The organism is Natrinema pallidum (genome assembly GCF_005890195.1).
Taxonomy (GTDB): domain Archaea; phylum Halobacteriota; class Halobacteria; order Halobacteriales; family Natrialbaceae; genus Natrinema; species Natrinema pallidum.
On the sequence record NZ_CP040637.1, the window covers coordinates 3,418,887 to 3,432,167 of the forward strand.

Below are 13,281 nucleotides of genomic sequence, written 5' to 3' on the forward strand. Positions count from 1 at the left end.
ATAGCGGTAAACGGGCTTCAGTCCGACTCTCGCCGGCGCGAACGGTCGGGACGGCCGCGACGGAACCCGAACACGACTGGAGGAAACCCATGGTCGGAACGACACTCCGCGACATTCGAACCCACATCGAACGACTGGCCAGCGACGACGGGGAGTACTACGTCGTCTGTGCGCGCTCCGGCGAACGACCCGTGCCGGTCGCCGGGAAGCGGTTCGCGACCCGGACGGACGCGGCCGACGCCGCACAGGCGACCGAACAGTACCGCGCCGCGCTCCGACGGTACGATCCGCAGTTGCCGTTTTACGATCCGGTCGCCTGTCAGGAACGGCCGGCGGACGCGAACGCAGCGGCGCAGGCGGCCGGGGAGTCCAACGCTCCCACGCGAGCGCTTGGGAACGGCGATACCCAGACCACCCCGCCATCGGTCGATCGGGACCCCTGGGACGACAGCCCGTTGATCAGTTTCTGCCACGACGTCTCGGGGGCCGTCTTCGAGTCGCTCTCAGCCCGCGACCACGAGGACGCTGAGCGGGCGATCATGGAGACGTACATGGCCGCCGCCGAAGCGACGACCGACCGGAACACGCTCTGTCTGGTCTTGCTCGAGACCATGGCATCGGAGCTCGAAGCGCACCTCGAGACGGCCGAACGGATGCAGGTACTCCGGGCCGCGGCGACGAACCTCTCGCCGGTCGAACCGGCGGCCGATCCGGTGGAAGCGAGCCTCGCCTTTCTGGACTCGCTGTCGCTGATCCGGGAGTACGGCGTGACGCGGGATTCGACCGATTCGACGGACGGGACCGACGACGTCTGGACCGTCTCCCTGCGGGGCTACGCGATCGAGTGTGGCGAGTCCCGGTTTCCGACGCTGCCGATCGGGATCGATATTCTGCGACGGTCGGGAACGCCGGACGAACCGCTGGGCGTGACCGACGTCACCGCGCTCGGCGAAGGCGACTGGCAGTTCGTCCTGCGAAGCGATGCGACGGCGAGCGGACTCGTCTGTACGTGGGGGGAGCGTCAATGACCGGATCGACCGCCGTTCATCGGGCACTCGACTGTGTCGACGAGGAACGGGCAGCCGTCGAGAAACGGGACGCGGCGTTCGAGGCGTTCGCACGGCGCGTTCGCGAAGTCCCGGCGGAGCGTCCCGCGGCCGCCCGCTCCCAGCAAGCGGTCGCAGCGACACCGGCGATGGCGACGACGGTTCAGACCGGGCGATCGACTACGACGGGCGATCGCTGTGTCACCGTTCGGGAGGCGTTCGCCGAAACCGTCCGTCCCCACAGTATCGCCGACTGCGAGGCGGACGAGTCGCTCACCGAGACGATCGCCGCGGAACTGAGCGAAGACATCGCCGTCGCGCTCGCGTCGGAAACGGGCTGGACGCCGCCGCTCAAACGGGCCGTCCTCGAGACGGTCGAGACCAGGCGAACGGAAGCAGACGTCGTCCAGCAAACCCTCCGGAGCGAGCGGGAGACGCTCACGGACGCCCGCGACGAGATCGACGACATCCTCGCGTGGCTCCAGTCGATGGCCGACGAGTCGCTCCTCCAACGTGACTTCGAGACGTTACGGGAGAACCACGATCGACTCGCGACCTATCGGGATCGACTCGAGACGCTCACGGCGGACCGACAGGCGCAGTTTACCCGCTCGACGAATCGCTACGGACCGGGCGGGACCCGATATCGAACGCTGGTCGAATCCGTCTACTCGGACTGTGCGGTCCGATACCCGCTGCTCTCGAGCGCGACGCGGCTGTACGGGATCTGCGGTGACTGTCAGCGGACGGTTCGAGCGCACCTGTCGCGGCGCGTGTAAACCGACGGGACGCGACCGCGAACCTGGCGGCTACTCGGAGGACGCGGACATCCCGCTCGGCACGAGATCGGAGAGCGAGACGCTATGGAGGACCTCACGGACCGTGAACGGGTCGTCCGCCGCCGAGACCGTATCGTGAATGCGATGCATACACTCGAGCAATCCGTCGACGGCGGCTCGCTGCGTCGAGACGCGGCCGATCGACTCCGAGATCGCACGGTCCGTGAGGAAATACCGATAGCGAAGCTCCCAACACCGACAGAGACCGAGCCCCGGATGCGACCGGTCGGCCGCGGTGGCCTCCGCGATCAGCTCGATCGGGGGGCGGCTGTGCCGATAGGTGAACCGTTCGTCACGGCGTTCGGCGAGTCCCCATCTCGGCGGAAGCGCCTCCGGCGGGATGGGGTCCTGTGTAGCGGCCATGTACGTTCGATGTCGCCCAGACAGGGAGTGTCCGTTCCGCTTGCGAGCGCGTGGTCCTATATACCGTCCCCCTACTACGGCAGCGACCTGTCACGTTTTCGGGTCGACACGGTCGGTCCGCGATGCGAACGTGCTTCGGTGCGGTCGATCCGGACCGCGGCGTGCCCGCGAAGCGAGGGGGATCGTCCGACTTTTGTCTCCGCCAGCGCTGAACTAGGGTATGGCCGACTTCGATCCCGAGAAGTTCGAGGACAAATACGCCAACTACTTCCCCGAACTCCAGCAGGCGTACAAGAACGCGTTCAACCGGATGAACGACCGCTACGACTCCCAACTCGTCCACGCGATCGACCAGGAGGTGTTGAACGAGAGCGAACCGTTCTACGAGGGCGACGGCGAGTTCCGCGTCGAACTCCCCGACGAGCCCTACGATCGGCTCTCGGGTGTGCTCGTGGAAGAAGAACGATTCGACGATGTCTTGGAGACACACGTCGAGGAGATCGAGACCGAACTCCGGCGAGTATTCGGGTTCAACTAGGGGGGTAGCCGTCGCCGACGCCGGCAGGCGAACATGGAGGACGGAAGGTTTAGGGGGGCTGATACCCAATGGATTTTCATGAGCACGGAAACCCAGAACGACGGGGACGACCTCGAGGACCGCGTGACGAACTTCCTGCGACGGAACTTCCCGCAGATCCAGATGCACGGCGGCAGCGCAGCGATTCAGGACATCGACCGCGAGAGCGGCGAAGTCAGCATCGCCCTCGGCGGGGCGTGTAGCGGCTGCGGTATCTCGCCGATGACGATCCAGGCGATCAAGAGCCGGATGGTCAAGGAAATCCCCGAAATCGAGAAAGTCAACGCGTCCACCGGCATGGACGGCGGCGACGAGGAGATGGGCGGCATGAGTCCCTCCTTCCCCGGCGAGACCGTCGACGACGACGGCGGCAACGCCGACGAAGGACCGGAAGCACCGTTCTAACTCGTCCTCGTCCGGCGGAGGTCGAACACCGATTCGATGGGTTTGCTAACGTGACCGCAGAGCCCCGGCTCCGTGATCCGTCGGTATAGTCGGGGCAGTCCCCGAGAAGCGCGATCGTGGACGGCCCTCATCGCACGTCGCGGCCGCGCTCCCAGGTCCTGACCAGTGTCGTGAGCGTCCGGTTCGTCGGTACCTCGAGCCCCAACGCTGCCGCTCGGTCGACGACGTGGCCGTTGATCGCGTCGATCTCGGTGCGCCGTTCGGCGAGAACGTCCTGGCGCATCGAGGACGTGTTCGTGGCCGTCGCTTCGGCGACGGCTTCCATCGCGGACCGCGCCTCACGGTTCGAGAGGGGGACATCACAGGCACGAGCGACGCGGGCCGTCTCTCGGACGGCCGCCCGCGAGAGGCCATCGGCCGGGTCCTCGAGCACGGCCCCGTTTTCTATCGCTGTCAGGGCCGTGACCGGGTTGATGCCGGCGTTGACCGCAAGTTTCTCCCACAGGCGACGGGGCATGTCCTCGGCGACGGTCGTCTCGAGGCCCGCCGCCGCGAACGCCTCGCCGAGTCGGACCGCAAGCGCCGACGGGCCGCCCGCTCGCGCACCGAGGACGACCTCACCGACGCCAGTACAGTCGACGACGCCCGGCTCCCGCAGGACCGCCCCATAGGTCGCCGTCCCGGCGAGAACTGGGGCCTCGAGTCGCGCCGCAAGCGTCGCTTCGTTTCCCATGCCGTTCTGGAGCGAGAGAACGCCGTCGAACGTTCCCGTCGCGAGCCGTTCGGCGGCCGCTGCGGTATCGAACGACTTGACCGTCACGAGGGCCAGATCCGCCTCGAGTCCGGTTCCGTCGGTCGTCGCCGCCGGAAACACGCGTTCAGGGGAGTCCGCTACCGCCCCCTCGAGACGCAGCCCCGACTCGTTGACGGCGCGGGCGTGGGCCTCGCGAGCGACGAGCGTGACGTCGTGCTCGCGGGCGAGCAGCCCGCCGATGAGACTGCCGAGGCTCCCGGCACCGAAAACGACGAGTTCCATGGCTCGAGGTGGTGCGAGCGCGATGATAACGATTACTGTCGGCGGCCGTACTCGAGACGGCAAAAGAGTTTGCCGTGGATATGGCGGCTACCGTACGATCGAACGCGAAACGACGGTTAGTGGTGCCGATCGTCGCGACGAAGTGCCAGCACGGCTGCGAGCAGCGCGCCGATCGTAACGGTGATGCCAAAGCCCGGCATCCCGTCGTCGCTGATCTCATTGGACGCTTTGTCACTGGTATCGTCGGCCGTGTCGTCACCGTTGTCGTCGGACATGCCGTCGCTGCTCTCGTCGGCCGTGTCGTCGCTGCTCTCGTCGGCCGTGTCGTCGGAGTGGTCATCATCCGAGTTCTCGTCGTCCGATCCGCCGTCAGCAACGTCTTCGGGCTCCTCGGTGATCCGGATGTCCGCTCTATCGGTACTATCGCCGTCGTTGGTTTCGATGGTATAGGTACCGGGGTCGATACCCTCGGTGTCCAGTGTAACGTTCCACCGACCGTCAGCACCCCACTGCTCGGTCAATGCGAGATCGAACTGCGTGGCGGACGGACCATCGGTGACCTCCACCGAGATGGTGTTATCGTCGGGCTGGCGGTTCGTGACGCCTGTAACGGTCATCGCTTCTCCGGCGACGACCGTGCCCTCGCCAGCGCTGGCGCTCGAGACGTTCTCGATCGTGGTCTGTGGGTCGGTGTACTGGAACTGGAACAGACGGGAAATGTCGTCGCTCCCGGAGTCCCGCGTCGTTTCGCTCGCGATTCGTTCCATGACCTGCTGTTGGGACGTGGACCCGGTGTTGAGCTGTGTGTACATACTCACGAACTGTTGTTCGACGGTACCGCCGTCGACGCTTTCGACCGATCCGTCCCCGGGGACGTTGTCACGGCCCTTCGAGTAGACGCTCATATAGACCGTCCCCTGGTTGATACTGGTATCAGTGCCGATCTCGGGTCCGAGATTGTTCCCGACCTGAATGTCTTCCGTCTCGAACACGTACTCCGAGTCGGTCGAGATCGGTCTCCGATCGTACGTCCCGTGCGGGCCGTAGAAGGACACGTATACCGAATCCTGGCCGGGAGCGGTCCCGCGGATCGAAAGCGTCTCCCCGTCGGCGACTTGGCCGTCGATAATACTGACGTGGTCGACGGTCAACTCGCCCTCAACCACACGCAACGACGAGGTGGTGCTCGTCCCCTGGTTGAAGTCCGACGTGGAGATGGTGTTATCGTCGGCCATCACCTCGTCAGCATCCGACTGGTCGATGACGCCGAAGCGGTACGTACCGGGCAGGCTGAGGCTGTCGGAACCGGCCCCGCCGTCCCTGGAGAGCACGTAGTCCTCCTCTTCGAAGGTACCGTCGGAGTCGACGGCGATCCCCTGCTCGACGAGTCTCCAGTCGGCGTTATCGCGAACGAAGACCGCGACTTCGTCGGAGCCGTCCGCGGTACCGTTGATATCGATTTCGGACCCGATGACGTAGGAGTTCTCCGGGTTCTCGATCGTGATGTCGCCTCCCGAAACGTCGAGCGAGACGTCATCGATGGAGTCTGCACCGGCATCGACATCGGCAGCATCCACGCCGGTGTCGTAGACGTCTACGTCAACGGAACCGTCGTCGAGGTACTGGGTTTCGATCTGGCCGACGGCCGTCGTGCCGCCGATTCCGACTTCGGCCCACGCGAAGTCGATGTTCTCAGTGTCGTCGCTCTCGGGATAGACGCCGACCGCTTCCGTATCGTCGACGTTCCGGAAGATGCTCTCGGCATTGTCGGCAGTGATGCCGTCGCGGAATTCGGAGCGTTCGATCACAACGAGATGGGTGTCGCCATCGCTCCCCCCGCTGACGGTGTACCCGACGTTGTCGCCACGGACGGCACTGTCGGTGTCGACCTCGAGACCGAGGTCGGCATCGGTCCGCAACTCGACCGGTGCGGTTTCGACCGCATCACCGGAGTCGAGGTTCCCGGCACCCTGTGCGGTGACCGTGTATTCGCCGGCGTCCTCGGTGGAGAGATCCAGCCCGATGCTGTCGCCGGTTTTCTCGATCGTATTGTCATCGGTGACCTGATCCGTGACGTCAGTGCCGCTCTCGTCTTCGACGGAGATGTCGATGTATTCCGCATCGTCGAAGGAGTACTCCACGGCAACACTCATCGTATCGGCGTCTTCGGTCGAGATACTCGAGCCGTCGACGGCGTTGACGCTGCCGTCGTCGTACACGTTGTTGATCGTGAGGCCGGTCACGCGCGGGGTAGTGACAATCACGGTGTTCCCGTCACCGTCCCCGTACGTGCCGGTGAGCTGTGTCTCCGGAACGGGGGGCGCGAGCTGTTCGCCCTCGGCACCGCCGTTCTCCACACCGTTCAGCGTGTCTCGGGTGAAGTCATCGGAGAACTCGAAGTCGTCTTCGCCCTGATAGACGACATCGCCGGGATACACCGTCTGATCATCGTGATATCTCGCGTTCTGTGCAGCCGTTGCTCCGCCGACAAACGCTGCGGACATCGCAACGACAGAGAGTACCATCATCGCAGTGAGGAGCACTGCCCGACCCTTCTCGTGGACGGTTGCCGCGTCAGTTTCGGTCATCATTAGCTTCCAGCACCGAGTTTCCTGGCCGTATTCCGCCTCACGTTGAACGGCCTCGAGCGGGCTCGGTGCGACTCGGGCTCCCTGCACCCGGCAAGCACGAACGTGCGTGTCCGGTCGGTTTCACTCGATACCTCGGCAACAATTGCGCCTTTGTTTGATAATAGTTCACTCATTGCGAACCGTTTTCGCAGTGTGTAACGATTGTTAATAAGACTGTCGATTTACACAACCAATATTTGTGAAGAAAACGTCGCGGACGATGCGCCCCGACGAAACCGATCACCCGGACGGGACTCGCCGCGCCGCTACCGGAATACCCGCCTTCCGACGGTGAACGACGGGATGACGACGCTCACTACTGAGACCGCGACCGAAAAACGGCCCGACCGTCGATGAGGGGCGAGGGTTCAGTGTCATCGAGAGAGGACCGATCGCTGAAACGGGTCTGCCGTCTCTCAATCTTCGGTCCAATAGTACAGTTCCTCCCGGTCGGCACCACAGGAGGGACACGCGTCGGGGATATCCTGGTCGAGTCGACCCAGTTCGCCACACTCCCAGCAGCGCCACATCAGTTCGGCCTCGCCGAACGCCTGACCCGACCGGACGTGTTCGACGCTCATCCCTTCGATGCCGTCCCGGAGCGTGATGTAGAGGCCGTTCTCGTCGATTCCCCGAACTCGCCCGATTTCCGTGCCGTCCTCGGCGTAGACCGTCGTCCCGAACGCCAGTCGCGGCTGTTCTTCTTTCATGTGTACCACCCGCATGGACCTACACCGTGAGCGGGAATAAATCCTAATGTGCTATAGAGAATTACGCAGTGCCACCAGCGGAGCGACAGCAACGAGTCAGTCCTCGGTCCAGTACATCAGGTCCTCCCGTTCGGTGTTGCAGTTCGGACACTCGTCGGGCAGTCCATCGTCGATCTCGCCCATCTCGCCACACTCCATACATCGCCACATCAGGTGCGCCTCGCCGAACTCGTGGCCCGAACGGGCGTGTTCGACGCTCATCGCTTCGGCACCTTCGCGGGTCGTGACGAAGAATCCGCTCCGCTCGAACCCCCGAATGCGACCGAGTCGGTTACCGTCCTCGTCGTAGACGGATTGCCCGAAATTGAGGTTCTCGATCTCCTCGACGGCCGCGTCGTCCCCTTCCGTCGCCGGCGTCTCGCCAGTGTTGACCATGACCGGGCTACATCCGCGACGTGAATAAAGTCACAGCGCGCATTGTGCAAGCGGTTGCTCGAGGTCGCAAACGTCGCTGTGAGCACGAAGCTTCGGTAGTCACGACACAATCAGCCATGATAGGAGGAAACACGGTAATAGAAAGTGATATACGGTCCTGGGATAGAGGTGGGTGGTATGATACACACCCACACATACAAGTCACCATCCACTGACTTTTCGGCCGGGGAACGCTTTCCCCAGTTACGAGGGATGGGGCAGCCGTCGTTCGGTTCCACCGGAATGAAACGGACCGAGGTGGGACGGTCGGGAGACAAAAGTTGCCCATTGTGGCCACTAGACACGGCTATCAGGCGAAATCCGACTGCTAATACGGCCTCGGTCCTTCCCCCCTGTGACGTGATTCGATCATGAGCGGCACCGGCGTCGCCACCATCGGCGACTGTCGAATCGCCTACCGACGTGCGGGAACGAGCGGGCCGCCGATCGTCCTCTGTCACGGCGCGGGGATCGACGACGCGACCGTCTCGTGGCGACACGCGATTAACGCACTCGCGGCCGACTACCGCGTCTACGCGCTCGATTGGCCCGGATACGGGAACAGTACGGGCGAGGTCGATCACACCGTCGAGACCTACGTCGACGTGCTCGAGGGCTTCCTCGAGACGCTCCCCTTCGAGCGCGTCTCGTTGGCCGGCATTTCGATGGGGGGTGGAGTCGCGCTCGGCTACGCGCTGGACAACCCCGACCGCGTCGAGCGGTTGGCGCTCGTCGACAGCTACGGGCTGGGCGGCAAACTGCCGAGTGCGCTCCAGTGGAAGGTGCTATCACAGGTACCCGGCGCGACTGAGTTCGGCAAGATCGCGGCCAGCACCTCCACCAAGAGCGTTCGCATGGTCCTTGATAGCCTCGTCGCGGACGCCGACCGACTGCCCGACCGCTTCGTCGACGACATCAGGCAGAAACTGATGGAACCGGGCTCGATACGGGCCTTCGAGGAGTTCCAGAACAACGAACTCTCCTTCAACGGCCGCGTCGCGACGAACTTCGTCGACGACCTCGAGTCCCTGTCGGTCCCGACGCTGCTGATCCACGGCCGGGACGATCCGCTGGTACCCGTCGAGTGGTCGAAGCGAGCAGCGACCCTGATCCCGGACGCCGAACTGACGCTCGTCGACGACTGCGGCCACTGGACGCCTCGAGAGCGACCGGAGCGGTTCAACGAGCACCTTCGGAACTGGCTGCCGGACCCCCACCACACACCGGAACCGCGATACACCAAGGAAGGGATGCCGGGAGTCACGCGCGCCAGCAGCGATTAAGGCCGCGTCGCTCGTTATTCGGTTTCAATTCGGCCGGGAGCGCGTGTTCGCCGCGCTCCGCGGCGAATCGCGCGACCCGGGGGAGGGCAGGCCCTTCCCCAGTATCGACCGCGAGCGAAGCCGCGGCTGAGCGAGCGGGCCGACGACTGATGTGAGCGAACGACCGGCGGGAGTGAGAGAACGGACGGAGGAGTGCTTTCGATCGAACTGTTACCGCGGGACAGCTTTGGTAGCCCGCAGAGTGCCATTTCGGTTCACATGAAGTCCTCGATCCCGCTCTGCTTGTTCTTATCGTTTTCGAAGATACTCTCGAGTGAGCGCTCCAAGACCTCTAAGCGTTGTTTCGTGTAGTCACGGCAGTCGTACTCGTCGGCGACCTGAATGGCGGTCTGCATGTACTTGTTGACCGATCCCTTGTGGACGGTGAGATTGACGCGACCGCCACACTCCCGACAGTCGCCGGTCAGGGGCATCCGCCGGAACTTCTCGCCGCAGTCGAGACAGCGCGTTTCCTGTCGGGAGAAGGCCCGCAGGTTCCCGATGAGGTCCGGCAGGAAGTGGTACTCGATGACCCGTTCGGCCACGTCCGTCTCGTCGACGGCCTCGAGTTTGCGCGACAGCTCGAGCTGGGCGTCCATCTTGTCCATCATCGAACCCAGCGTCTTGTACGCCGAGAGGTCCGGCCCCATCGCGATGTTGGTGGTATCGTGGGTGTGGTCGAAGCCGGTGTACTCCAGGTCGGTACCGAGGTTTTCCTCGGCGATTTCGATGTCGACGTCCTCGGGGTCGGCCTGCTCGCGAGTCGCGAGATAGAAGTCGCGGGGGTACTGCGTGACGACGTCCATGTTGTGGGCTTCGTCGTCGATCTCGGAGGGATCGATCCGGGAGGACATGACCAGCGGGGCGTCCATCTTCCCCCCGCGCTGGTCGGGCAGGAACGTCTTACTGAAGTTAAGTAGCCCGTCAAGTAGCAACATCACGCAGTCCTCGTCACCGTCGCAATTCCGGCGTTTTGCGGCATGAAAGTACGGATGTGCGTATCCCACGGCCGCGCTCGTGAAACCAATCACTCTCCCGACAGTTGCTGCCGAGGTGTGAGGGGCCATCCCGAAGACGAGTTCCCCCACCAAGTCCTGGCGGTCCTCGAACTCGTAGAAGGACTCGAGGCCGTAGTACTGCTCGAGCAGGTCGTCGATGAAGTCGGCGGTCCGCAGCATGTGTTCGGCCGCGCCGTCCGAGAGGACGATGTCCTGCACTTTGAGTTCGACCAGCTGGTCCTCGTGAGTCAGGGGCTCGCCGTGGATGTCTTCCTCGTAGCCGAGCGCCTGTAGTTGGCCGACATCGATATCGAGTTCGCTGGCCCGAACCGACGTGACCGGGAGGTCGGTCATGTCGTAGCGGACGGTCCCGTCCTTGAACGACGAAACGTCGTGTTTGGCCCGCAGAATGCCCTTCTCGATCGGTTCGGGGACCTTGATCTGCGACGAGAGGCCCTTGACGCCTTTGAGGATCTCGAAGGCGTTCTCGCGTTCTCCAACTGACTCGAGGGCGCTTCGGAACTCGTCGTTGACGTCGATTTCGCGGGTCTCGACGCAGGTGCCCTCGCGCTCGCAACGGTCACATTCCACGCGGCCGGCCTCGTCGGGCTCGAGGGACTGGTCGCAGTCGGGACAGCGATAGTCCGGCGTGGTGCGGTCGTCGCAGTCCGGACAGCGGTTCTTGAAGGTCTCGGTCCCACACGAGTTACAGCGCTGGCGGCCGACCTCGAGTTCGACGACGCCGGGGGTGTCGGACATCGTCTCGGCGTGTTTGGCGGCGTCGGCGACGTTGCGCTGTGTACCGCCGGCCTCGCCGATCGGGAACAGCGTATGGACCGCCGGGCTCAGATCGCGGCTCTCGGACTTCTCCGGTCGGCCCATCCGGTTGCCGATCCGCGTGGGCGCGCGTTCGCGAACCTGGAACGGCGCGACCTCGTTGACCGCCTCGATGGCGTTGTCGCCCGCCGCTTCGTGACCCCAGGTACGGGCGCGATCGGAGAGGTCGTCGTCCGACCACGTCCGCTCGAGTTCGATCGTCGTCGCCCGTTCCTCGCGCTCGAGCGCAGCGCCGTCGGCGGCAGTACGCCGGGGCTCGAAGCCGACCGAGCGGACGAACGGCCGCCAGTCGTCGATCTCGATGCGGTCCTCGCCGGGCCGCTGGCGGTGTTCGATGACGATCGTCTCGAGGGCGTCGGCGACGGTGTCGTCGGACGCGAGGATGAGGATGCTGTCGTCCCCGTTGCCGTCGACGCTGCCGTCGCCATCGCGCTCGATCCGACCCTCGGCGACCGCCGCCGCGAGGTCGCAAAAGGCGTCGACCGAGATGTCGTGCCAAAGGTAGGTGTACTCGGGATGGAGGGGGGCATCGTACTCCGTGGCCCACTCGACGGCCTCCTCGGGGTCGGGAAACTCGAGATCGATCCGTGGATCGTCCTCGAGGGCCTGTACGTCGACGCCGGCGGCCGCGAAGTCCTGGACCCACCACTCGTAGGTGTAGGAGGCGGGCGCGAGGGGGTGGTTGTTCTCGACGAATTCACCGTAGTTGACCAGGTATTCGCCGAGGTCGAGGATTTTCTCGACGCCGTTTCTGATCTCGAGAGCGTCCTCGGGGTCGTCGATCCGGCGGACATCGCCGTTGGCGAGTTTGACCGTCGGCCCCTCGATGGAGTTGACGGGGACGACGCCGGCGGCCTTGCCGGGCCGTTCGGTCTTGATCTGAGTGCCCGTCGCGAGGAAGTCGTCGACCAGGTGCATCGCGGCGGGATGGACGCCGGCGGTCGCGAAGCCGTGGTTTCGCGCGCGGCCGTAGCGCAGCCGGAACCCGCCCTCAGCGCAGGGATGGGAGAAGACCGGTCGGCCGGCGATCAGGTCCCGGAGGAACTTCTCGGAGGTGTCGACGCGGGGTGGTCCCTCGGGGTCGTCGGCGGTGTCGTCGCCGTCGTCACCATCGGCACCGTCGTCCATGTCCGCGTCCACGTCGGCGTCGTCCGACGACACATCGTCGGCATCGTCCCCGTCGTCGGCGGCCTCGGCCTCGTCGTCGTAGTTTCCGTCGATGAGGTCCTGCAGCCACGGCCAGTCGATCTCGTCTAGGTTCCGGGTGTAGCGCTGGATCTTCGGGGCCTTCAGCGCGATCCCCTCCCCGAGGACGAGACACATCCCGCCGCGGGCGCTGTTGGTATCGACCCGCTCGAGGTCGCGGAAGCCCGAGACCTCCTCGTCGCCGGTGGCCTCCCCGTCTAACATGATCGGGAGGTGGTTGGCGATGAATTTGGCCTCCTTTGCCTTCGGGCAGTACTGGAGTCCCGTCTCCTTGTCGTAGAGGGCGATTTCCTCGGCGTAGCGCTCGACCTCCTCCTGGCGGGCGTTGAACTGCTCGATGCCGACGAGTGCGCGCGTGTAGTCGGCCACGAGCACCGACAGCGCCTGTGCAGTCCCCCCGGCGGAGCGGATCGGGCCGGCGTAGTAGACGTTGACGAACTCCGTCCCGTCGTCGTTCTCGAGGATTTCGACCTTGTCGATCCCCTCGATCGGGGCGGCGACGACGCCCTCCGTCAGCAGGGCGACCGCGGTCCGGACCGCACCCTCGACCTTGCCCGCTCTGGTCTCGTAGTCACCGACGCGTCCCTCGGCGAAGTCCTCGGCGAGTTCGAGGGCCGCCTCCTCGCGTGACATCTGGCCCTCGAGTTCGCGGACCCGCTCGGCGACGCCGTCGATCCCGAGGATGTTCTCGACGCGGTCGGCCATGTCCTTGGCGACCGGAATCTCGACCTCCGGTTTCGGATCGCCGCCCCGTTCTTTGGCCCGTTCGGCGACATCGAAGGCGTCATCGAGTTGGTCCTCGAGCCGCCGGAAGTAGCGTTCGTCTTCCGGGCGCATG

Annotated in this window: 11 protein-coding genes; 5 read left to right on the forward strand and 6 right to left on the reverse strand. The window is 64.6% G+C overall.

Features of this window, described 5'->3' with window-relative positions; all coding sequences use genetic code 11:
- Positions 1 to 89: 89 nt before the first annotated feature.
- Positions 90 to 1,028, forward strand: coding sequence for a DUF7551 domain-containing protein (locus FGF80_RS17030; protein WP_049907988.1), 939 nt, complete (start codon positions 90 to 92; stop codon positions 1,026 to 1,028).
- The gene (locus FGF80_RS17035; RefSeq protein WP_006184925.1) at positions 1,025 to 1,825 is read left to right on the forward strand and encodes a DUF7260 family protein; all 801 of its coding nucleotides are present in this window, start codon (positions 1,025 to 1,027) and stop codon (positions 1,823 to 1,825) included. Before FGF80_RS17030 ends, FGF80_RS17035 begins: the two co-directional genes overlap by 4 nt.
- A 30-nt stretch (positions 1,826 to 1,855) precedes the next feature.
- Here the strand turns inward: FGF80_RS17035 and FGF80_RS17040 are convergent, their stop codons facing one another.
- Positions 1,856 to 2,248 carry a hypothetical protein gene (locus tag FGF80_RS17040; RefSeq protein WP_006184926.1) on the reverse strand — a complete coding sequence of 131 codons (393 nt, stop codon included), beginning with the start codon at positions 2,246 to 2,248 and terminating at the stop codon, positions 1,856 to 1,858.
- 220 nt (positions 2,249 to 2,468) lie between these two features.
- On the opposite strand from FGF80_RS17040, the gene FGF80_RS17045 reads away from it, so the two are divergent.
- Together FGF80_RS17045 and FGF80_RS17050 are read left to right on the forward strand one after the other, a co-directional pair.
- A complete protein-coding gene (locus FGF80_RS17045; RefSeq protein WP_006184927.1) occupies positions 2,469 to 2,786 on the forward strand; it encodes a DUF5783 family protein in 318 nt (105 codons plus the stop codon).
- Between the two features lie 78 nt (positions 2,787 to 2,864).
- On the forward strand, positions 2,865 to 3,230 hold the full coding sequence (locus FGF80_RS17050; RefSeq protein WP_006184928.1) for a NifU family protein: 366 nt from the start codon (positions 2,865 to 2,867) through the stop codon (positions 3,228 to 3,230).
- 127 nt (positions 3,231 to 3,357) lie between these two features.
- On the opposite strand, the gene FGF80_RS17055 is transcribed toward FGF80_RS17050, so the two are convergent.
- The 4 genes from FGF80_RS17055 to FGF80_RS17070 form a co-directional block, all read right to left on the reverse strand.
- Positions 3,358 to 4,266 (reverse strand): ketopantoate reductase family protein, encoded by a 909-nt coding sequence (locus FGF80_RS17055; RefSeq protein ID WP_138655337.1) that lies wholly within the window; start codon positions 4,264 to 4,266, stop codon positions 3,358 to 3,360.
- Between the two features lie 116 nt (positions 4,267 to 4,382).
- On the reverse strand, positions 4,383 to 6,857 hold the full coding sequence (gene csg, locus FGF80_RS17060) for an HVO_2072 family ArtA-dependent S-layer glycoprotein (RefSeq protein WP_138655339.1): 2,475 nt from the start codon (positions 6,855 to 6,857) through the stop codon (positions 4,383 to 4,385).
- Between the two features lie 455 nt (positions 6,858 to 7,312).
- Positions 7,313 to 7,606 carry a DUF7130 family rubredoxin-like protein gene (locus FGF80_RS17065; protein ID WP_006184931.1) on the reverse strand — a complete coding sequence of 98 codons (294 nt, stop codon included), beginning with the start codon at positions 7,604 to 7,606 and terminating at the stop codon, positions 7,313 to 7,315.
- A gap of 96 nt (positions 7,607 to 7,702) precedes the next feature.
- Positions 7,703 to 8,041: a DUF7130 family rubredoxin-like protein gene (locus FGF80_RS17070; RefSeq protein ID WP_006184932.1), complete on the reverse strand. Its 339-nt coding sequence runs from the start codon at positions 8,039 to 8,041 to the stop codon at positions 7,703 to 7,705.
- A gap of 410 nt (positions 8,042 to 8,451) precedes the next feature.
- Between FGF80_RS17070 and FGF80_RS17075 the strand changes: the two genes are divergently transcribed.
- Entirely contained in the window at positions 8,452 to 9,363 is a 912-nt protein-coding gene (locus tag FGF80_RS17075; protein ID WP_006184933.1) for an alpha/beta fold hydrolase, read from the forward strand.
- A 254-nt stretch (positions 9,364 to 9,617) separates the two neighbouring features.
- Here the strand turns inward: FGF80_RS17075 and FGF80_RS17080 are convergent, their stop codons facing one another.
- A complete protein-coding gene (locus tag FGF80_RS17080) occupies positions 9,618 to 13,280 on the reverse strand; it encodes a DNA polymerase II large subunit (protein WP_138655341.1) in 3,663 nt (1,220 codons plus the stop codon).
- Position 13,281: the final 1 nt, after the last annotated feature.